The sequence below is a fragment of the Pseudoxanthomonas wuyuanensis genome, from assembly GCF_900215535.1.
Classification (GTDB): domain Bacteria; phylum Pseudomonadota; class Gammaproteobacteria; order Xanthomonadales; family Xanthomonadaceae; genus Pseudoxanthomonas_A; species Pseudoxanthomonas_A wuyuanensis.
Window position 1 is genome coordinate 23,727 of the sequence record NZ_OCND01000015.1, and the last position, 21,686, is coordinate 45,412.

Annotated in this window: 17 protein-coding genes; 10 read left to right on the forward strand and 7 right to left on the reverse strand. The window is 65.3% G+C overall.

The features are described 5' to 3' along the window. Positions 1 to 200: 200 nt before the first annotated feature. From CRO39_RS19475 to aptA, 3 genes are all read right to left on the reverse strand, one after another. Positions 201 to 1,691: a CoA-acylating methylmalonate-semialdehyde dehydrogenase gene (locus CRO39_RS19475; protein WP_097123648.1), complete on the reverse strand. Its 1,491-nt coding sequence runs from the start codon at positions 1,689 to 1,691 to the stop codon at positions 201 to 203. 77 nt (positions 1,692 to 1,768) lie between these two features. After that, on the reverse strand, positions 1,769 to 2,884 hold the full coding sequence (gene ald, locus CRO39_RS19480; protein ID WP_097123649.1) for an alanine dehydrogenase: 1,116 nt from the start codon (positions 2,882 to 2,884) through the stop codon (positions 1,769 to 1,771). Positions 2,885 to 2,964: 80 nt separating this feature from the next. Beyond that, positions 2,965 to 4,341 carry an omega-aminotransferase AptA gene (gene aptA, locus CRO39_RS19485; protein ID WP_097123650.1) on the reverse strand — a complete coding sequence of 459 codons (1,377 nt, stop codon included), beginning with the start codon at positions 4,339 to 4,341 and terminating at the stop codon, positions 2,965 to 2,967. A 214-nt stretch (positions 4,342 to 4,555) separates the two neighbouring features. Between aptA and CRO39_RS19490 the strand changes: the two genes are divergently transcribed. Next, on the forward strand, positions 4,556 to 5,104 hold the full coding sequence (locus CRO39_RS19490) for a cupin domain-containing protein (RefSeq protein WP_097123651.1): 549 nt from the start codon (positions 4,556 to 4,558) through the stop codon (positions 5,102 to 5,104). A 186-nt stretch (positions 5,105 to 5,290) separates the two neighbouring features. After that, complete coding sequence (locus tag CRO39_RS19495; protein WP_097123652.1) at positions 5,291 to 6,793, forward strand: aldehyde dehydrogenase; 1,503 nt, start codon at positions 5,291 to 5,293, stop codon at positions 6,791 to 6,793. 3 nt (positions 6,794 to 6,796) lie between these two features. Here CRO39_RS19495 and CRO39_RS19500 read toward each other — a convergent pair whose 3' ends face one another. The 4 genes from CRO39_RS19500 to CRO39_RS19515 form a co-directional block, all read right to left on the reverse strand. Further along, positions 6,797 to 8,182, reverse strand: coding sequence for a diguanylate cyclase (locus CRO39_RS19500; RefSeq protein WP_097123671.1), 1,386 nt, complete (start codon positions 8,180 to 8,182; stop codon positions 6,797 to 6,799). Positions 8,183 to 8,301: 119 nt separating this feature from the next. Continuing rightward, positions 8,302 to 8,763, reverse strand: coding sequence for a bacteriohemerythrin (locus CRO39_RS19505; protein ID WP_097123672.1), 462 nt, complete (start codon positions 8,761 to 8,763; stop codon positions 8,302 to 8,304). Between the two features lie 118 nt (positions 8,764 to 8,881). Then, positions 8,882 to 10,159 (reverse strand): NAD(P)/FAD-dependent oxidoreductase, encoded by a 1,278-nt coding sequence (locus CRO39_RS19510; RefSeq protein WP_097123653.1) that lies wholly within the window; start codon positions 10,157 to 10,159, stop codon positions 8,882 to 8,884. A gap of 520 nt (positions 10,160 to 10,679) precedes the next feature. Beyond that, the gene (locus tag CRO39_RS19515) at positions 10,680 to 12,074 is read right to left on the reverse strand and encodes a glutamine synthetase family protein (protein ID WP_097123654.1); all 1,395 of its coding nucleotides are present in this window, start codon (positions 12,072 to 12,074) and stop codon (positions 10,680 to 10,682) included. A 209-nt stretch (positions 12,075 to 12,283) separates the two neighbouring features. Here CRO39_RS19515 and CRO39_RS19520 point away from each other — a divergent pair, with 209 nt between their 5' ends. The 8 genes from CRO39_RS19520 to CRO39_RS19555 all read left to right on the forward strand — a co-directional run bounded on the left by CRO39_RS19520 (position 12,284) and on the right by CRO39_RS19555 (position 21,498). After that, positions 12,284 to 13,039 (forward strand): gamma-glutamyl-gamma-aminobutyrate hydrolase family protein, encoded by a 756-nt coding sequence (locus tag CRO39_RS19520; RefSeq protein ID WP_097123655.1) that lies wholly within the window; start codon positions 12,284 to 12,286, stop codon positions 13,037 to 13,039. Positions 13,040 to 13,043: 4 nt separating this feature from the next. Continuing rightward, the gene (locus CRO39_RS19525) at positions 13,044 to 14,432 is read left to right on the forward strand and encodes a glutamine synthetase family protein (protein ID WP_097123656.1); all 1,389 of its coding nucleotides are present in this window, start codon (positions 13,044 to 13,046) and stop codon (positions 14,430 to 14,432) included. A 107-nt stretch (positions 14,433 to 14,539) separates the two neighbouring features. After that, positions 14,540 to 15,904, forward strand: coding sequence for an aspartate aminotransferase family protein (locus CRO39_RS19530; protein ID WP_097123657.1), 1,365 nt, complete (start codon positions 14,540 to 14,542; stop codon positions 15,902 to 15,904). A gap of 286 nt (positions 15,905 to 16,190) precedes the next feature. Next, a complete protein-coding gene (locus CRO39_RS19535) occupies positions 16,191 to 17,309 on the forward strand; it encodes a polyamine ABC transporter substrate-binding protein (RefSeq protein WP_097123658.1) in 1,119 nt (372 codons plus the stop codon). A 139-nt stretch (positions 17,310 to 17,448) separates the two neighbouring features. Continuing rightward, positions 17,449 to 18,591 carry an ABC transporter ATP-binding protein gene (locus CRO39_RS19540; protein ID WP_097123659.1) on the forward strand — a complete coding sequence of 381 codons (1,143 nt, stop codon included), beginning with the start codon at positions 17,449 to 17,451 and terminating at the stop codon, positions 18,589 to 18,591. Beyond that, a complete protein-coding gene (locus CRO39_RS19545; protein WP_097123660.1) occupies positions 18,588 to 19,523 on the forward strand; it encodes an ABC transporter permease subunit in 936 nt (311 codons plus the stop codon). The genes CRO39_RS19540 and CRO39_RS19545 overlap by 4 nt, the downstream gene beginning before the upstream one ends. After that, positions 19,520 to 20,362, forward strand: coding sequence for an ABC transporter permease subunit (locus CRO39_RS19550; RefSeq protein WP_097123661.1), 843 nt, complete (start codon positions 19,520 to 19,522; stop codon positions 20,360 to 20,362). Before CRO39_RS19545 ends, CRO39_RS19550 begins: the two co-directional genes overlap by 4 nt. A gap of 275 nt (positions 20,363 to 20,637) precedes the next feature. Then, entirely contained in the window at positions 20,638 to 21,498 is an 861-nt protein-coding gene (locus CRO39_RS19555) for a pirin family protein (protein ID WP_097123662.1), read from the forward strand. The last annotated feature ends 188 nt before the right edge of the window (positions 21,499 to 21,686 follow it).

A 21,686-nucleotide genomic window follows, 5' to 3' on the forward strand; every position in this document is an offset into this window, starting at 1 on the left:
AAAGAAAAACGCGCAACGGGAGCCAGTGTCGTGGATGAGGCGACGGCGCGGTTGGTCGCATAAGTATCCTTACCCATGCTTGCATGGAAAATCGCTAAAAAACTCCGATTGCCTCCGCCAAAGTTCTGGCTTGTCGTATACGAATCAGTAGCGCCATTCGGCGAGACTGGCCAGCCCGATGCAGGCAGCAGTTTTCGCTTCTACTTCATCGTCGGCATCACAAACTCGGCTGCATGCGTATCCGGCCAACGTGCGGTGACGGTCTTCAGCCGCGTGTAGAAGCGCACGCCATCGGGGCCATGCACATGCAGCGGACCGAACAACGAGCGCTTCCAGCCGCCGAAGCTGTGGAATGCCATCGGCACCGGTATCGGCACGTTGATGCCGACCATGCCGGCCTGCACGCGATGGGCGAACTCGCGCGCCGCGCCGCCGTCGCGGGTGAACACCGCGGTGCCGTTGCCGTATTCGTGTTCGTTGACCAGCTTCAGCGCGGTCTCGAAATCGGCCACCCGCAGCACACATAGCACCGGGCCGAAGATCTCCTCGCGGTAGATGCGCATATCGGCGGTGACGCGATCGAACAGGCAGCCGCCGAGGAAGAACCCGTCCTGATGCCCCTCCACCGCACAGGCGCGGCCGTCGACGACCAGTTCGGCGCCTTCGCTGATACCCAGATCGACATAGCCGCGCACCTTGTCGCGATGCGCCGCGGTGACCAGCGGCCCCATTTCAGGATCGTCGCAGCCCGGACCGATCTTCAGCGCGGTCACCTTGGGCGCCAGTTTTTCGATCAGCGCATCGGCGGTGGTATCGCCCACGCAGACGGCCACCGAGATGGCCATGCAGCGCTCGCCGGCCGACCCGTAGCCGGCGCCCAGCAATGCCGACACCGCACCGTCGATGTCGGCATCGGGCAGCACCACCATATGGTTCTTGGCCCCGCCCAGCGCCTGCACCCGCTTGCCGGCAGCCGAACCGCGCGCATAGATGTACTCGGCAATCGGCGTGGAGCCGACGAAGCTGACCGCCTGCACGCGCGGTTCGTCCAGCAGCGCATCCACCGCGGCCTTGTCGCCGTGCACCACGTTGAACACGCCGTCGGGCAGGCCCGCCTGCTTCAACAGGTCGGCCAGAAACAGCGAGGCGGAAGGATCGCGCTCGGAAGGTTTCAGAACGAAGGTGTTGCCGCAGGCGATGGCGACCGGGAACATCCACAGCGGCACCATGGCCGGAAAGTTGAACGGGGTGATGCCGGCGGCCACGCCCAATGGCGCGTACTCGCTCCACGAATCGACATCGCGGCCGACATTCATCGAATGCTCGCCCTTGAGCAGGTGTGGAATGCCGCAGGCAAACTCGACCACTTCCAGGCCGCGGGTCACTTCGCCGCGCGCATCCGACAACACCTTGCCGTGTTCGGCGGTGATGACGCGGGCCAGATCGCCAGCGTGGCGCTCCAGCAGTTCCTTGAAACGGAACATCACCCGCGCGCGGTTCAGCGGCGTGGTCTCGGCCCAGGCGGGGAAGGCCGCGGACGCGGCATCGACCGCAAGCCGAACGTCATCGGGCGATGCCAATGGAACCTGCGCGGAAACCTTGCCGGTGGCGGGGTCGAAGACATCGCCGAAGCGGCCGCTGTCACCACTTGTCTTCTGACCATTGATGTAGTGGTGCAGTGGGTGGGGCATGCGATGTCTCTGATGAAAAATCCCTTGTGGGAGTCGTGCCGGCATGCCGGTACGACTCCCACAAGGATAGGTTTGGACTACGCCAGCGCCTCGTGCGCCGGCACGTAGGCATAGCCAAGATCGGTGGCAACCGCCTGATAGGTGATCTTGCCGGCGTGCACGTTCAAGCCGTTGCGCAGATGCTCGTCGTCCAGCAGCGCCTGCCGCGCGCCCTTGTTGGCCAGTTGCAGCGCGTAGGGCAGGGTGGCGTTGGTCAGCGCAAAGGTGGAAGTGCGGGCCACGCCGCCGGGCATGTTGGCCACGCAGTAGTGGATGATGCCGTCCACCTCATAGGTCGGGTTCTGGTGGGTGGTGGCCCTGCTGGTTTCGAAGCAGCCGCCCTGGTCGATGGCCACGTCCACCAGCACCGAGCCCGGGCGCATCAACGACAACTGTTCGCGCGCGATCAGCTTGGGCGCGGCGGCGCCGGGAATCAGCACCGCGCCAATCACCAGGTCGGTATAAGGCAGCCGCTCTTCGATGGCGTCGCGGGTGGAATAGATGGTGGTCAGGCGGTCGCCATAGACCTCATCCAGATACTTCAGCCGGTCCAGCGAGCGGTCCAGGATGGTGACGTGCGCGTTCATGCCCATCGCCATGCGCGCGGCATTGATGCCGACCACACCGCCGCCGATCACCATCACTTCGGCCGGTTTCACCCCCGGCACGCCGCCCAGCAGGATGCCGGAACCGCCCTGGGCTTTTTCCAGTGCATGCGCGCCGGCCTGGATCGACATGCGTCCGGCCACTTCGGACATCGGCGCCAGCAGCGGCAGGCCGCCCTTGCGGTCGGTGACGGTTTCGTAGGCGATGCAGGTGGCGCCGGAGGCAACCAGCGCCTTGGTCTGCTCGGGGTCGGGCGCCAGGTGCAGGTAGGTGTAGAGCACCTGGCCCGGCCGCAGCATCGCGCATTCGACCGGCTGCGGCTCCTTGACCTTGATGATCATGTCGGCGCGGGCAAAGATCTCGTCCGGAGTGTCGACGATTTCCGCACCGGCCTTGACGTATTGGTCGTCGGTCAGGCCGATGGACTTGCCGCCGTCGCGCTGCACGATGACCTGGTGGCCGAGTGCGCCGAGTTCGCGCGCACCGGCCGGGGTCAGGCCGATGCGGTATTCGTGGTTCTTTATTTCCTTGGGGACGCCTATCAGCATGGGAACTCTCCAGTAGCAAGTCCGGTAACAAGTCGTTGGGGCTCGCGCGTGGGGAGCGCTGGGGCCGGTGCGCGGCGATCTTACGCGCTGGCGCGCAACGCGTCCGCCAGGGCCTCGAAGATGCGGTCGATATGCTTTTTCTCGGCGATCAGCGGCGGCGACAGCGCAATCACGTCGCCGGTCACCCGGGTCAGCAGGCCGCCATGATGGAAGGCATGGACGAAGGCATCGTAGGCGCGGGCGCCGGGCGCACCGGGGCGCGGCGCCAGTTCTATCGCGCCGATCAGCCCGTAGTTGCGGATGTCGATGACGTTGGGCAGGCCGCGCAGCGAATGGATGCCGGATTGCCAGTAGCCTTCCAGGTCGCGCGCGCGCTGGAACAGGTTTTCCTCGGCATAGGTGTCCAGCGTGGCCAGCGCCGCCGCGCAGGCCATCGGGTGGCCGGAATAGGTGTAGCCATGGAACAGATCGATGGCATTGTCCGGGCCTTGCATGAAGGCATCGTGGATGGCGTCGGACAGGAATACCGCACCCATCGGGATGCAGCCGTTGGTGATGCCCTTGGCGGCGGTGATGATGTCCGGCGTGACCCCGAAACGCTGCGCGCCGAAGGCATCGCCGATGCGGCCGAAGCCGGTGATGACCTCGTCGAAGATCAGCACGATGCCGTATTTGTCGCAGATCTCGCGGATGCGCTGCAGGTAGCCCTGCGGCGGGATCACCACGCCGGCCGAACCGGAAATCGGTTCGATGATGACCGCGGCGATGGTGGAGGCGTCGTGCAGCGCGACCATCCGTTCCAGATCCTCGGCCAGCTCGATGCCGTATTCGGGCAGGCCCTTGGAGAAGGCATTGCGGCCGATGTCCAGCGTATGCCGCAGATGATCGACGCCGGGCAGGCCGGGACCGAACCACTTGCGGTTGTTGGGCAGCCCGCCCACGGAAATGCCGCCGAAACCGACGCCGTGGTAGCCCTTCTCGCGGCCGATCAAGCGGGTGCGCTGGCCCTCGCCGCGGGCGCGGTGATAGGCGATGGCGATCTTCAGCGCACTGTCGACCGATTCGGAACCGGAGTTGGTGAAGAACACATGGTTCAGATTGCCCGGAGTCAGTTCGGCCAGCCGCTCGGCCAGCACGAACGGCAGCGGCGAACTCATCTGGAAGTTGGGCGCGAAGTCCAGCGTTTCGATCTGTTTCCTGACCGCCTCGACGATGCGCGGCCGTGCGTGGCCGGCGTTGCAGCACCATAGCCCGGCGGTGGCGTCGAGGATCTCGCGCCCCTCCACATCCTTGTAGTACATGCCCGAGGCGCTGGCCAGCAGCCGCGGCGCGGCCTTGAATTGCCGGTTGGCGCTGAACGGCATCCAGAACGCATCCAGCGAGGTCGGCGCCTGCGTGGCCAACTGGCCATAGTGGTCGGCCAGGGCGCGATGGGAAGACAGGTCGTCGGCGCTCATGGGCGGCTCCGGAGGGGCGGTCAGAGGATGTTGGCGCAGCTTAGCGCGTTGAAAAAACTTTACAACTGCCATTGGCAAGCGGCCCGATTGGCGCATGCGTCCGCCGCGCAAGCCGGCTTGGCAGGCGCCGATGGCGGCGGTACCGGCAAATTGACCCGGCGCCATGGGAGTGTAAAGTATCCCGCAACACCGCTAACCCACGGCAAAGGTGGCAATGGACATCGGCGCGCGCCTGCAACTGGTCCGCAAATCCAAGGATCTCAGCCAGCGCGAGCTGGCCAAGCGGGTGGGCGTGACCAACAGCACCATCTCGCTGATCGAACAGAACAAGGTCAGTCCGTCGGTCAGCTCGCTGAAGAAGGTGCTGGACGGGATTCCGATCTCGCTGGCCGATTTCTTTACCCTGGAACTGGAAACCGGTTCTCCGGATATCCCGTTCTACACCGGCGACGAACTGCCGGATGTGGGCAGCAACGGCATCCACTATTTCCTGGTCGGCCAACACCGTCCGCAAAGGCAGATGTGCATCCTGCGCGAGGTGATGCCGCCGGGCACCGATACCGGCGAGAGCATGCTGGCGCACGACGGCGAGGAAGGCGGCGTGGTGATTGCCGGTCAAGTCGAAGTGACCGTCGGCGATCAGGTACGCGTGCTGCAGGCTGGCGAGGCCTACTATTTCGAGAGTCGGGTGCCGCACCGCTTCCGCAATGTCGGCCAGGTGGATGCGGTGATTGTCAGCGCCAATACGCCGGCGACGTTTTGATGCTGGGTTTCCTTCTCCCTTTGGAATAAGAGCCTGCCCTGCACTTGATACGGGCTGGCGCGAAGCGCCGGATGAGGGAAGAGAAATGACTTGTCCGGGAAGCTCGGCATACCTGCAAGATCGTTCCCTCATCCGCCCGTTGGGCACCTTCTCCCGCGAGGAGAAGGGAACAGCTAGAGGTTTTTCATGAACGCTCCGAATACCTTCGATAGTTGGCTGGCACTGGCGGACAGCCTGACCATCCGCACCCAGGCCTTCATCGACGGCAAGTATGTCGATGCCGTCTCGGGCAGGACCTTCGACTGCATCAGTCCCATCGACGGTCGTTCGCTGGGCGCGGTCGCCGAAGGCGCCGAGGAGGACATCAATCGCGCGGTGGCCGCCGCGCGGCGCAGCTTCGAATCCGGCGCTTGGTCGCAGGCCAAGCCGGGCTACCGCAAGAAGGTATTGCTGAAGTTCGCGCAGCTGATCGAAAAACACGGCGACGAACTGGCGCTGTTGGAATCGCTGGACATGGGCAAGCCGGTCAGCGATGCCCGCAGCGTGGATATCGCCGCGACGATCCGCTGCATGAGCTGGACCGGCGAAGCGCTGGACAAGGTCTATGGCGAAGTGGCGCCGACCGGCCCGGGCGAACTGGGCCTGGTCACCCGCGAACCGCTGGGCGTGATCGGTGCCATCGTTCCATGGAATTTTCCGCTGCTGATGGCGGCCTGGAAGCTGGCCCCGGCGCTGGCGATGGGCAATTCGGTGGTGCTGAAGCCTTCGGAGAAATCGCCGCTGTCGGCGATCCGGCTGGCCGGGATCGCGATGGAAGCCGGCATCCCCGCCGGCGTGTTCAACGTGGTGCCGGGCTTCGGCAAGCAGGCGGGCGAACCGCTGGCGCTGCATATGGACGTGGATGGACTGGTGTTCACCGGTTCCACCGCGGTCGGCAAGCGGCTGCTGCAATGCGCAGGCCTGTCGAACATGAAGCGGGCGTACATGGAATGCGGCGGCAAGAGTCCCAACATCGTCTTCGCCGACGCGCACGACCTGGATGCGGCCGCCAGGGCCGCGGCCAGCGGCATCTTCTACAACCAGGGCGAAGTCTGCACCGCGGCGTCGCGGCTGCTGGTGGAACGTTCGATCAAGGAGGAGTTCGTCGCCCGCGTGGTCGAGGCCGGCCGGGTGATGCAGCCGCGCCATCCGCTGGAGCCGGGCGCGCCGATGGGCGCGATGGTCGACGAGTCGCAGACCGGTCGGGTGCTGGGCTATATCGACAAGGGCGTGGCCGAAGGCGCGCGATTGGTGCTGGGCGGCAAGCGCGCCAGTGTGGTGGAAGGCGGCTGCTATATCGAACCGACCGTGTTCGACGAGGTCGCACACCAGCACACCATCGCCCGCGAGGAGATCTTCGGCCCGGTGCTGTCGGTGATCGCCTTCGATACCGAGGAGCAGGCGCTGCGGATGGCGAACGACAGCGAATACGGGCTGGCCGCCGGCGTGTGGACCGGCGACATCAGCCGCGCGCATCGCGTCGCGCGCAAGCTGCGCGCCGGCAGCGTCTGGGTCAACTACTGGGACGGCGGCGACATGACCGCGCCGTTCGGCGGCTACAAGCAGTCCGGCAACGGTCGCGACAAGTCGTTGCACGCCTTCGACAAGTACACCGAAATGAAGGCCACCTGGATCAACCTGGACGGTTGAGCCTCAGCCGCGCGCGGATACCGGTAGCGGCGGCGCGGATTCGCCGGCGCAGGCCAGCGCCAGCGGACGTCCGGTTGGCGCCGTCGCCTGGCCGTCGCTGTTGACCCGGTTGCGCCCGCCGGCTTTGGCCAGGTACAGCCGGCGGTCGGCCTCGCCGAGCAGCCGGCTCAGGGACGCGCCGGCGTCGTCGCTGCGGTAGACGCCGATGCTGACGGTCATCTGCAGCGTAACCTGGCTGCCGGGGATTTCCACCCGCAGTTCCTGCACCGCCCGGCGCAGGCGTTCGAAGTAGTCGCTGGCGGCCGATTCGCTCAGTCCCGGCACCAGCAGGCAGAATTCCTCGCCGCCGAAGCGCGCCGCCAGATGGTCCTCCTCCACATGGCGGGAAATCACCCCGGCCAGCGCACGCAAGGCATGGTCGCCGGCTTCGTGGCCCCAGGTGTCGTTGATGCGCTTGAAGTGGTCGATATCGATCAGCGCCGCGGTCACCGCGGCGCCCTGCTGCATGGCCGGCAGCAGTTCCTCGCTTTGCTGCAGGAAACAGCGCCGGTTGGGCAGGCCGGTCAGGAAGTCGCGGGTCGCCAGGTCCTGCAGCGTGCCGATCAGTTCCAGTTGGTCGATGTTCTGCGACACCCGGCAGAAGAACTCCTCGCGCGAGAATGGCTTGTGCAGGAAATCGTTGGCGCCGCTCTTGAGGAACTGCGGAATCAGCGAGGCATTCTGGGTGCCGGAAAGCCCGATGATGGCCAGGTGGTCGCGCGCATGGCGCGTGCGCAGGCGGCGGGTGAATTCGACCCCCTTCATGCCGGGCATTTCCTGGTCCACCACCGCCAGCCGGATGGCCGGGTCGGCTTCCAGCGCGGCCAGCCCGGCTTCGCCGTCGGCGGCCTCAACCACGCGGAACCCCCACATGCCCAGCAGGGCCGCCGCATGCGTGCGTGCCGAACGCGAATCGTCCACCACCAGCGCGGCGATGCGGCGGTTGCGTTCGAGCCGCTGCACCAGCCAGACCAGGTAGTCGATGCTGCCCGGGGTGCTTTTCAGCACGTAGTCGACGATGTGCCGGCGCAGCACCTGCTGCCTCAACGCCTCGTCGTAGACGCCGCTGACCACGACGGTCGGCAGCCCACGTGCGAGGAAGAAATCGAGCACGCCATCGCGGTCGGCATCGGCCAGCACCAGGCAGGTCAGCGCCATGAACCAGTCGTCGCGGGCCTGCAGCAGCTCGCGCGCTTCGGCCAGCGTTGCGGCAACGGTGACCGGCAGGCCCAGCTTTTCCCGGATGGCGCCGGCCACCAGTTGCGTGTACGCGCGCGAGTTCTCCACCAGCAGGACGCGCTGGGGGAGCGGTTCGCCGCCGCCGATTGGCGCGGACGGAGCGCGGAACATGGACTGCATCGGATTTACCGTTGGTCCCTGCATCCGGCATCGGGGCAGGGTTCACCCAGCTTCTATCGGCAGGCCGGGCCGGGACTTGAGCCGGACCGCCGGTTTGCCGTTGCCGCGGCTCAACCGAAGAAGCGCTTCAGCGAACGGCTCAGCCAGCCGCCTTGCTGGTGTTCGCGCGCAAACTGGTTCAAGTGCCGTTTGACCGCTTCCGAGTAGGCCTTGTCGTCGCTGCGGATATGGTTGAACAGCCAGCGCGACAGCATGTTCTTCAGCTCGTCGGTGACGTCCTCGCCGGCCTGGAAGCGCATCCGGTACTCGCCCACGCGCTTGCTGAAGATTTCGTGCACGCGCTTGTGCGCATGGCAGAAGGTGTAGCCGGCATCCTCCATCAGCGCTTCCTCGAAGGCGAAATGCGACAGCGTGTAATCCACCAGTTCGTCGATGACTTCGCCGACGACGGCGCGTTCGCTGCCGTGATGGCTCGCATGCAGGTGGTTGATCATTTCGACGATGCGCTGGTGCTGGTGATCGATGACTTCGATGCCAGTGTTCAGATCGTCCTGCCAAATCAGTAGTGCCATGGCGCCGGTTTCCGTGTTCGGATGGCGCATGGTGGGCAATGGCGCTGCAGCCGGCATTGATCGCAATCAATGCCCGGCCTGGGGCCGACGCGGCGTCACTCAGGTGAGCCGCCGCCGCTCACCACAGCGCGTCGCGCAGCTTGTACCAGGCCATGGCCGCCACCAGCAACGGCGTGCGCAAGGCGCGGCCGCCGGGGAACGGCCGGTGCGGGATGCGGCCGAACAGGTCGAAGCGTTCGGCCTGACCGCGTACCGCCTCGGCGATCAGCTTGCCGGCCAGGCCGGTAGCGGCCACGCCGTGGCCGCTGAAACCCTGGGCGAAGTAGACATTGGGCGCCAGCCGGCCCCAGTGCGGCGCGCGATTGAGCGAGATGTCGACATAGCCGCCCCAGACGTACTCGATGCCCACATCGTGAAGTTGCGGAAATACCCGGCGCATCCGCCGCGCCATCGTTCCGCGCAGGTTGGGCGGCGGCAGCGTCGAATAGCTGGCGCGGCCGCCGAACAGCAGCCGGTGATCGCGGCTGAGGCGGAAGTAGTCCAGCGCCCAGTTCACATCGGCCACCGCCATGTCGTTGCGGATCAGGCCGCGCGCGCGTTGCTCGCCCAGCGGCACGGTGGCGCCTATGTAGGTGCCCACCGGCATGATGCGCGACTCCAGTTCCGGCGCAATACCGCGCAGCCAGGCATTGCCGGCCAGCACCGCGAAGTCGCAACGGACTTCGCCCTGCGGGGTCTTGAAGGTCGGGGTTTTCCCGCGGACCAGCTGGACGGCCGGGGAGCGTTCGAAGATGCGTACGCCGGCCGCCAACGCCGCGCGCGCCAGCCCGAACGCGTATTCCAGCGGGTGCAGATGGCCGCTGTGCGGGTCGAAGACCGCACCCAGATAGCGGTCGCTGGCCAACTGGCTCCGCAGGCGTTCGCGGTCCCACCATTCCATCGGATAGTCGTAGCGCTCGGCCATATGCGCCTGCCAGGCGCGCAGCTGGTGCACCTGGCGCGGCTTCAGCGGCACGCTGGCATGGCCGTCGCGCCAGTCGCAGGCGATGCCATGCTTGCGGATGCGCGCATGCAACAGCGCCATGCCTTCCTGCGAGAGTTCGAACAGCTTGCGCGCATCGTCGGCGCCGACCAGGCCTTCCAGCGCGTCCTGCTCGCAACCGAATCCGACGATGGCCTGGCCGCCGTTGCGCCCGGACGCCCCCCAGCCGATGCGTTCGGCTTCCAGCACGATTACCCGGTAGCCGGCCTCGGCCAGTTCCAGCGCCGCCGACAGGCCGGTATAGCCGGCGCCCAGGATGCAGACATCGGCCTCGAGCCGGCCTTGCAGTATCGGTTGCTCCGGCAGCGGTGTTGCGCTGGCGGCGTACCAGGAGGGCGGATAGGAAGCAGTCATTGCCCGGAATGTCGCGAGGATCTTAAAGTTTGCTCTCTCCGTTGCGCAGCGGGGAAGAGGTAACGATCAACGTTCGCCCTCCCTTGCGCAGCAGGGAAGGATTAGCGATCAACGTTTGCCCTCTCCTTTGCCCAGCAGGGGAGGGTTGGGGAGGGGTAGGCTTTTGACTTTCGCGTGTGGTGTGCAGCATGCGGCGAAAAGCACCCCTCCCCAACCATCCCCTTCGCTGCCCGAAAGGGAGGGGGCCAAGCAGGCCGAGCGCATTCGCGGCCGGGTGATCGCCAAGGTGTTTGCTACAGCGCAAGCGGATGTCTACCTTCATGGGCCGCGAAGCCATCAGAGTTTGCCCCCTCCCTTGCGTAGCAGGGGAGGGTTGGGGAGGGGTAGGCTTTTGATTTTCGCGTTCCGCCTGCGGCATGCGGCGAAAAGCACCCCTCCCCAACCCTCCCCTTCGCTGTGCGAAAGGGAGGGGGCGGACCAAGCTGGCTGACGGATTCGCAATCTACCGTCCAGGCGCACATCACACCGCCCGCAAATACCACTCGTATTCCAGGTCGGTGACCTGGGTGTAGAAGGTATGCATTTCCTTGAGCTTCTGCTGGCCGTAGATGTGGCGGAACGATGGACCGAACTGCGCGGCGATGAAGTCGCTGGCCAGGAAATCGTCGATGGCCTGGCGCCAGTACGGCGTGCGCACCTGGGTCTGTTCGTAGGCGTTGCCGACCACCGGCGGACCGGGGTCGAAACCTTTTTCCATCCCATCCAGCATGCCGGCCAGCACCGCCGCGGCGACCAGGTAGATATTGGCGTCGGCGCCGGCGATGCGGTGCTCGATGCGGGTATTGCGCTGGTCGCTGTGCGGGATGCGCATGGCCACGGTACGGTTGTTGTAGCCCCAGCAGTCGTTGAGCGGCACGAAGGCATTGGGCACGAAGCGGCGGTAGCTGTTGGCATGCGGGGCGAACAGCAGCAGGCAATCGCGCGCGCTGCGCTGCAGGCCGCCAATGGCGTGTTTGAGCGCATCGGCCGGCGCCTCGGGCGGCGAGGCGAAGATGTTGCGCCCTTCCGGGTCCAGCACGCTGACATGGATGTGCATGCCGTTGCCGGCCTGTTCGGCCAGCGGCTTGGCCATGAAACTGGCCTGCGCGCCCTGCTGCTGCGCTACCGCCTTGATCGCGCGTTTCAGGTAGACCGCATCGTCGCAGGCGGCCAGCGCATCGTCGCGATGCTTGAGGTTGATTTCGAACTGGCCCGGGGCGTATTCGGCCACCGCGGTATCGGCCGGGATGGCCTGCGCGCGGCAGGCGGCGGCCACCGCGTCGGTGAAGCCGCGGTAGTCGTTGAGGTCTTCCATGTAATAGACCTGGGTGCTGCGGTTGCGCCGGCCGGTGACCGGATTGAGCGCGGCGTGCGGCCTGCCATGGGCATCGGCACGCTGATCGAACAGGTAGAACTCCAGTTCCACCGCCACTACCGGCGTCAGGCCACGGGCGGCATAGCGGGCCAGCACCCGTCGCAGCACTTCGCGCGGGTTGGCTTCGAACATGCCGCCCGCGCTGTCTTCCATCGCCAGCAGCAATTGCGCCATCGGCCGCGGCGCCCACGGCACCGGGCGCAGCGTGCCGGGCACCGGCCGGCAGATACGGTCCTCGTCGCCGATGTCGTAGCCCAGCCCGGTTTCCTCGACGGTATTGCCGGTGATGTCGGTGGCGATCAGCGACATCGGCAGGCATACGCCGTCGCGGTAGACCTTCTCCAGCGCGTCGCGGCTGACCCGCTTGCCGCGCAGCAGGCCGTTCATGTCCGGCAGCAGCAGGTCGATCGATTCGCAGCCATCGATGCCCCGCAGCGTCTCGGCGTCGGCGCCGGCAAGCGGGTTTACGGCGGTGGCAGCGGGGGTCGGAAGGTCGGGCATGGTGGCGTCACCGGCAGTTCGCAGCAGCTTAGCAGAGACCGGCCGGCGTCAAGAATACTCAACGTGTCGGCCGCGCAACCTGGGGTAGGGATGCCAGAATGGGTGACTGGACGCACCATTCTGGCGCCTTGTCCGGCCCGGAACGGTCGCGTGTTGTAAAAATAAAACGGCCGGGTTAAGTTGCCGCAACGCCACTTCGAGCGTTTCGCATGGTCAGCCAGCCGCGGGTCGGTCTGCCTACCGACCACAAGCAAATCGGCGCGCACCCGTTCCTGGCGGTGGGGGAAAAGTATGTGCGCGCCGTGGTCGACGGGGCCGATGCCTTGCCGCTGCTGCTGCCGACGCTGGAGCCTGTGCTGCCGCTGCGGCAGATGCTGGACGCCGTTGATGGCCTGCTGCTGACCGGGTCGGTCAGCAACATCGAACCGCACCGCTACAGCGACGAGTCCAGTTATGAAGGCAATCTGCTGGACCCGCGTCGCGACGCCACCAGCCTGGCGCTGATTCCGCTGGCGGTGGAACTGGGCGTGCCGTTGCTGGCGATCTGCCGCGGCTTCCAGGAGGTCAACGTGGCCTTCGGCGGCAGCCTGTACCAGAAGGTGCACGAGCAACCGGGCCTGATGGACCACCGCGAGAATCCGGACGACCCGCTGGAAAAGCAGTACGGACCCGCACACCCGGTCACGCTGGAACCCGGCGGCGTGCTGGCCGGCATTGCCGGCAACCGCGAGGCGATGGTCAACTCGCTGCACGGGCAGGGAGTAGCGCGGTTGGGCGATGGCCTGATCACGGAGGCGCGCGCGCCGGACGGCCTGATTGAGGCGTTCCGCCACGATGGTCCGGCGTTCGCCGTCGGTGTGCAGTGGCACCCGGAATGGCGGGTGACCGAGAACCCTTTCTACCTGGGCCTGTTCCGGGCCTTCGGCGACGCCTGCCGCGCGCGCGCCGCGCAACGCATCCGGTGAGACGATGGAACAGATCAAAGCAACGCGAAAACGCAGGGCCGCGCCGGATCAACCCGAGAGCGCACTGCGCCGCTGGTTGAAGGACCGCCGCATCACCGAAGTCGAGTGCCTGGTGCCGGACATTACCGGCAACGCGCGCGGCAAGATCATCCCCGCCGACAAGTTCAGCCACGACTATGGCACCCGCCTGCCCGAGGGCATCTTCGCCACCACCGTCACCGGCGACTACCCGGACGACTACTACGAACTGACCTCGCCGTCGGATTCGGACATGTTCCTGCGCCCGGACGCCGACACCGTACGGATGGTGCCGTGGGCGGCGGACCCGACCGCACAGGTGATCCACGACTGCTACACCAAGGACGGCAAACCGCACGATCTGGCGCCGCGCAACGTGCTGCGGCGGGTGCTGGACGCCTATGCCGAAGAAGGCCTGCGGCCTGTGGTGGCGCCGGAGCTGGAATTCTTCCTGGTGCAGAAGAACACCGACCCGGATTTTCCGCTGCTGCCGCCGGCCGGCCGCTCCGGGCGCCCGGAAACCGCGCGCCAGTCGTATTCGATCGACGCGGTCAACGAATTCGATCCCATCCTGGACCTGATGTACGACTACTGCGATGCGATGGAACTGGACGTGGACACGCTGATCCACGAATCCGGTGCGGCGCAGCTGGAGGTCAACTTCACTCATTCCGACCCGCTGTCGCGCGCCGATCAGGTATTCCTGTTCAAGCGCACGATGCGCGAGGCGGCGATGCGCCATGGCATCTACGCCACCTTCCTGGCCAAGCCGATGGAAAACGAGCCCGGCAGCGCCATGCACATCCACCAGAGCGTGCTGGACGCCAAGGGGCGCAACATCTTCGCCGGCAAGTCGCATACGCAGCAGAGCGTCCGTTTCGGGCACTACCTGGCCGGTCTGCAGAAATACGTGCCGATGGCGATGGCGTTCTTCGCCCCCAACGTCAATTCCTACCGCCGGCTGGCACTGGGGCAGGTGGCGCCGATCAATGTGCAATGGGGCTACGATAACCGCACCTGCGGCCTGCGCGTGCCGATGGATACGCTGGAAAACACCCGCGTGGAAAGCCGTTTCGCCGGTTCCGATGCCAATCCCTATCTTGCGCTGGCCGCTACGCTGGCCTGCGGATTGCTGGGCATGCGCGAGAAGCTGAAGCCCACCAAGCCGCTGGCCAGCAGCGCGCAGGATGTGGGTTTCGAGCTGCCGCGCTCGCTGGGCGAGGCGCTGGACGAGCTGGAGGGCTGCGATCCGCTGCGCGAACTGCTGGGGCCGCGTTTCGTACGCGCCTACGTGTCGGTCAAGCGCAAGGAGTACGAAACCTTCTTCCGGGTGATCAGTTCGTGGGAGCGGGAATTCTTGTTGTTGAATGTTTGATGTCGCTTTCGCTGTTGCCTTTGTAGGAGCGACGTAAGTCGCGATGGATCGCCAGTAGAGCTTCATCGCGACTTACGTCGCTCCTACGGGATTTTTTTGGAGCCACCATGGATCATCTCGACACCCGCACCCTGCAGCAGCTCGATGCCGCCCACCACCTGCATCCGTTCAACGACAACGCCGCGCTGGCCAAACGCGGCACCCGCATCCTGACCCGCGGCGAGGGCTGCTATGTCTGGGATGCCGAAGGCAACCAGCTGCTCGATGCCTTCGCCGGACTGTGGTGCGTCAACATAGGCTACGGCCGCAAGGAGCTGGGCGAGGCGGCGTCGAAACAGATGACCCAGCTGGCCTATTACAACAGCTTCTTCCAGTGCACCACCGAGCCGACCATCCAACTGGCGGCCAAGCTGGCCGAACTGACCCCGGGCGATCTGAATCACGCCTTCTTCACCAATTCCGGCTCCGAGGCCAACGACACCATCCTGCGGCTGGTGCGGCATTTCTGGGCGGTGCAGGACCAGCCGCAGAAGAACATCTTCATCGGCCGCCATGACGGCTACCACGGCACCACCATGGCCGGCGCCAGCCTGGGCGGCATGAAGGGCATGCACAAGCAGGGCGGGTTGCCGATTCCGGACATCCACCATATCGATCCGCCATTCTGGTTCATCGACGGCGGCGAGCTGTCCGAAGACGAATACGGCCTGCTCGCGGCCCGGCGGCTGGAAGACAAGATCCTGGAACTCGGTCCGGAGCGGGTGGCCGCCTTCATCGGCGAACCGATCATGGGCGCCATCGGCGTGTATATCCCGCCAAGGACTTATTGGCCGGAAATCGAGCGCATCTGCCGCAAGTACGACGTCCTGCTGGTCGCCGACGAGGTCATCTGCGGTTTCGGCCGCACCGGCGAGTGGTTCGGCTCGCAGTATTTCGGCTTCCAGCCCGACGTGATGACCATCGCCAAGGGCATCACCTCCGGCTATATCCCGCTGGGCGCGGCCATGTTCAACGACCGCGTTGCCGGCGTGCTGAAAGAGCAGGGCGGCGAACTGGCCCATGGTTGCACCTATTCGGGGCATCCGGTCTGCGCGGCGGTGGCGCTGGAGAACATCCGTATCCTGCAGGACGAGCGCATCATCGAAACCTGCAAGGCGCAGACCGCGCCCTACCTGGCCCAGCGCTGGGCCGAACTGGGCGAGCACCGCCTGGTTGGGCAGGCGCGCATCGCCGGCATGGTCGGTGCGCTGGAACTGGTGCCGGACAAGCGCAAGCGGGCGTTCTTCCCCGAGCGCGGTTCGGTTGGCGGGGTCTGCCGCGATAACGCACTCAAACAGGGATTGATCCTGCGCGCCACCTGGGATGCGATGCTGCTGTCGCCGCCGCTGATCATCACCCGCGCGCAGATCGACGAGTTGTTCGAAAAAGCCTGGAAGGCGCTGGAAGCGACCGCCGCGGACTTGGGAATCTAGGCCGTGGCAAGGCTTGGGCCGGGCGCCCAACAGCAGCATACGCGGGCGTATTATGGGGCGGCGCGTCTTTGCCTAGCTGCCGCCGGAGCGGAATGCCAGGCTGGACTCCCGATGGCCACCGGACCGCTGGCGGCAGCGGCCCGGCAATCCTGGAGTTGCGGCCAACGGAATCAATCGCGGCTGGCGCCGGCCGCGACGGGCCCCCGCCCGCAATCGGGAAGCCGGGCATCGCGCCCACCCGCGACGCGCCTTCACCATCCTGCCCTGTAGTCAACCGGAGATACTGATGAAACTGCGAGCCCTAGCGACAGCCATAGCCCTGTGTAGCCTCGTTGCGTGCGGAGACAGGGACGGCGCCGGCGGCGATGCCGCTGCCGAGGCGAAGAAGGTCAACGTCTACAACTGGTCAGATTACATCGCCGACGACACGATTCCCAATTTCGAGCAGGCGACCGGCATCAAGGTCACCTACGACGTGTTCGACAGCAACGAAGTGCTGGAAACCAAGCTGCTGGCCGGTTCCAGCCAGTACGACGTGGTGGTGCCGACGATGAACTTCCTGGGCCGGCAGATCCAGGCGGGGGTGTTCCTGCCGCTGGACAAGACCAAGATCCCCAACTTCGCCAATCTTGACCCGGCCATCATGCAGCGGCTGGAGAACCAGGACCCGGGCAACCAGTACGCGGTTCCCTACATGTGGGGCACCACCGGCATCGGCTACAACATCGACAAGGTCAAGGCCGCATTCGGCAACACCGACATCGCCAACAGCCTGGATATCGTGTTCAAGCCGGAAAACGTCTCCAAGCTCAAGGGCTGCGGCGTAACCCTGCTCGACACGCCGTCGGAACTGATTCCGATTGCGCTGAACTACCTGGGCGAAGACCCCAACAGCACCGATGCCGCGGTCATCGACAAGGCCGCCGCGCTGCTGAAATCGATCCGTCCGTACGTCACCAATTTCCATTCCTCGCAGTACATCGACGCGTTGGCCAATGGCGACACCTGCCTGGTGGTGGGCTGGTCCGGCGACATCATCCAGGCGCGCGACCGTGCGGCCGAGGCCGGCAACGGCGTCAACATCGCCTACGCCATTCCCAAGGAAGGCGCGCCGCAATGGTTCGACATGCTGGCCATTCCCAAGGACGCCAAGAACGTCGACAGCGCCTATGCCTTCATCAATTACCTGCTGGACCCGCAGGTCATGGCCAACAATTCCAACTTCATCAGCTTCCCCAACGCGGTGCCCAAGTCCAAGGAGCTGATGGAGAAGGAAATCGTCGACGATCCGACCATCTACCCGCCGCCGGAAGTCGAAGCCAAGCTGTTCACCTTCGCGATCATTCCGCCGGAAGTCGACCGCCAGTACACCCGCATCTGGACCGAGCTGAAGACCGGCAAGTGAGATAGGCGGTAAAGAGCGAAGCCGCGCCCCGGCGCTGCAACGGGCCAGGAAAGAAGGGGTTCCCTTTGCAGGCGGCACCGCCGCCGGCTTCACGCTTCGCAGCCCGCAGGGCGGGCGGCTTCACCATCTGGGGAACGCTATGGCGGTGGAACATGGCAATGGCGGCAGGGAACCGGCATACGGCGGTTCCGGTACGGAGGACTACCTGCGCATCGTCGATGTGCGCAAGGAATTCGATGGCTTCGTCGCCGTCGACGATACCAACCTGAGCATCCGCAAAGGCGAGATCTTCGCGCTGCTGGGCGGCTCCGGCTGCGGCAAGTCGACCCTGTTGCGCTGCCTGGGCGGTTTCGAAAAACCCACCGCCGGCAAGATTTACCTGGACGGGCAGGTCATGAACGATCTGCCGCCGTACGAGCGTCCGATCAACATGATGTTCCAGTCCTATGCGCTGTTTCCGCACATGACGGTGGAACAGAACATCGCCTTTGGCCTGAAGCAGGATGGCCTGGCCAAGGACGCCATCCGCAGGCGGGTGGAAGAGATGTTGGCGCTGGTGCAACTGGGCAAGCTGGCCAAGCGCAAACCGCACCAGCTTTCCGGCGGCCAGCAACAGCGCGTGGCGCTGGCGCGTTCGCTGGCCAAGGGGCCCAAGCTGCTGTTGCTGGACGAACCGATGGGCGCGCTGGACAAGAAGCTGCGCTCGCAGATGCAGTTGGAACTGGTCGGCATCATCGAAAAATCCGGCGTGACCTGCGTGATGGTCACCCATGACCAGGAAGAAGCGATGACGATGGCCACCCGCATCGCGCTGATGGACCAGGGCTGGATCCGCCAGGTCGGCACGCCCGACGAAATCTACGAGCAACCCACCAGCCGCTTCGCCGCCGAGTTCATCGGTTCGGTCAACCTGATCGACGGCGTCATCGAAGACGACGAGGCCGACTACGTGACCATCCGCTCGCCGCTGTTGCCGGCGCCCATCCACATCGGCCACGGCATTTCCGGCTTCGAAGGCCAGCAGGTGTCGTTTGCGGTGCGCCCGGAAAAAGTCGGCATCGGCAAGGCCGAACCGGAGCAGCCCAACAACAAGGCCCAGGGCATCATCGAGGATATCGCCTATTTCGGCAGCCATTCGGTCTATCACGTACGCCTGCCCAGCGGCTACAAGTTCATGGCCAACTTCGCCAACGTGCAGCGCTGGGCCAGCGAAGGACTGACCTGGAACGATCCGGTCTGGGTGTGGTGGGGCAACAACGACGGCGTGGTGCTGACCTCATGAACCGCGCGCTGCTGAAGAAGCTGTTTCCGCACCCGCGCTGGGCGGTGATTTCGGTCCCGTACCTGTGGCTGCTGATCTTTTTCGCCGTCCCGTTCCTGATTGTGCTGAAGATCTCGTTCTCGCGGCTGGCCATTGCAATGCCGCCATACACGCCGGTCATGGAGTACGTCGACAACGCGCTGACGATGAAGCTCAACCTGGGCAACTACGTGGCGCTGTTCACCGATTCGCAGTACGTGCAGGCGTATCTGAGCTCCATCAAGATCGCCGCCATTTCCACCCTGCTGGCGCTGCTGGTCGGTTATCCGATTGCCTACGCCATTGCGCGGCTGCCGCCGGCCTCGCGCAACATCGCGATGATGCTGGTGGTGCTGCCGTCGTGGACTTCGTTCCTGATCCGCGTCTACGCATGGATCGGCATCCTCAAGAGCAGCGGCCCGGTCGGCAGGCTGCTGGAAAAGATGGGCGTCATCGACCTGCTGCTGTGGCTGGGGCTGATCGACGGGCGCCAGATCCTGTACACGCCGCTGGCGGCCTATGTCGGCATCGTCTACTGCTACCTGCCGTTCATGGTGCTGCCGCTGTACACCAACCTGGTCAAGCATGACAACCGGCTGCTGGAAGCCGCCTACGATCTGGGCGCCAAGCCGTGGAAGGCGTTCTTCAGCATCACCTTGCCGCTCTCGCGCGCCGGCATCATCGCCGGCTGCATGCTGGTGATGATCCCGGCGGTGGGCGAGTTTGTGATTCCCGAACTGCTGGGCGGGCCCGACACGCTGATGATCGGCCGCGTGCTGTGGGGCGAATTCTTCAACAATCGCGACTGGCCCGCGGCTTCGGCGGTGGCCATCGTGATGCTGATCCTGCTGCTGATACCGATCCTGATCTTCAACCGCGTGCAGCAGCGCGAGATCGAGGGGAGGCTGACATGAGCGCCCTGCGCAGCCGCTGGCCGGCCTGGCTGATCCTTGGGCTGGGTTTCGCCTTCCTGTATTTGCCGGTGTTCCTGCTGATGGCGTATTCGTTCAACGAATCGCGGCTGGCGACGGTATGGTCGGGCTTTTCGTTCAAATGGTACGGCGAACTGTTCCGCGACAGGCAGATGCTGGCCGCTGCCTGGATCAGCATCAAGGTGGCGTTCTGGACCGCCACCGCGGCGGTGGTGCTGGGAACGATGGCGGCGCTGGTGATGACCCGGATGCGGCGCTTTCCCAGCAAGACGCTGTTCGGCGCGCTGATTACCGCGCCGCTGGTGATGCCGGAAGTGATCATCGGCCTGTCGCTGCTGCTGATGTTCGTATCGCTGGGCGAGCTGCTGAACATGACACCCAAGGGCATCATGGCGATCTGGATCGCGCATGTGACCTTCACCCTGGCGTTCGTCACCGTGGTGGTGTCCTCGCGGCTGTCGGAACTGGACAAGTCGCTGGAAGAGGCGGCGATGGACCTGGGCGCCAACCGCATCAAGGTGTTCTTCCTGATCACGCTGCCGATCATCGCCCCGGCGCTGGTGTCCGGCTGGCTGCTGGCGTTCACGCTGTCGCTGGACGATGTGGTCATCGCCAGCTTCGTCGCCGGCCCCAGTTCGACCACGCTGCCGATGAAGGTGTTCTCGTCGGTGCGGCTGGGCCTTAGCCCCAAGATCAACGCGCTGGCCACGCTGATGATCGTGGTGGTGTCGCTGGCAGCCTTCCTGGGCTGGTGGCTGATGTACCGCGAAGAAAAGCGCCGCCAGCGCGACATGCAGCTGGCGCTGCAGGACAACGGCTGAGGATTATTTCCCCTGTAGGAGCGACGCGAGTCGCGACGGCGCCCGGATAGCGGCTCAGCGTGCAAGATGAAGAATGCGCCGCAGCGCGCCCGGATGACGAACAGATAGGCTGCAATCGCTCTCGGATCCACAATCGCGACCCACCCGTACCGGCATGCCGGTACGGCGCCTACAACAAAGGAATTCACGCACCGCTGGAACAGACGGTTGCACCATCTGCCGTTCCTAAGCGCCGCTGCCGATGCCATCTTGTCGGCAACCAAGAGGGAATCGCCATGAACGCATCCACCGAATCCGCCCCCGCCCGCATCCAGCGCAAGGTCCGCGGCCGCGCCACGTCCGACGGTGCCGGGGTCAAGCTGACCCGTGTGATCGGCGGCCCCGAACTGCCGGATCTGGACCCTTTCCTGTTGCTGGACGAATTCGGCACCGACCGTGCCGAGGACTATATCGCCGGTTTTCCGGAGCACCCGCACCGGGGCTTCGAGACGGTGACCTATATGCTGGACGGACGCATGCGCCACCGCGACAACCACGGCAACGAAGGCCTGCTGACGCCGGGGTCGGTGCAGTGGATGACCGCCGGGCGCGGCCTGGTGCATTCGGAAATGCCCGAACAGGAATCCGGCCGCATGCGCGGGTTCCAGTTGTGGGTCAATCTGCCGGCCCGCGAAAAGATGACCGAACCGAAATACCAGGAGTTCGCGCCCGATCGCATTCCCGTCGCCACGCCGGCCAGCGGCGTCAGCGTGAAGGTGATCGCCGGTGCCGTCGGCGATGTGCGCGGCCCGATCGCGCAACCTGCAACCGAACCGGTGTACCTGGATATCGCGCTGGACCCCGGCCAGGCCTGGCGGTATCTGCTGCCCGAGGGACACAACGCTTTCGTCTATGCATTCGAAGGCGCCGCCACGGTGGGCGAGGGCGATGACGCCCGGCCGCTGGAAACCCGGGAACTGGCGGTGCTGGGTGGCGGCAATGACTTGGCCTTGCGCGCCGGCAGCCAGCCCACGCGATTGATCCTGGTGGCCGGAAAACCGCTGCGCGAACCGGTGATGCGGCACGGCCCGTTCGTGATGAACACCAAGCAGGAACTGATGCAGGCCTTCGTCGATTTCCAGGAAGGCCGCTTCTGAGGCCTTACTCCCTGCGTGGCCGCCCATGGAATCACTCGCTCATTGGCTGCGTCCCTCCCAGAGGGAGCCTTCCCTGTGGGAGCGACGTGAGTCGCGATGAAGCGTTACCGATCAGCTCTCCGCAACCGCAAATCCGAAAAGCATTGGACGGGGATAAAGGCAAAGAGAACGATCCAAAGCAAACGCTT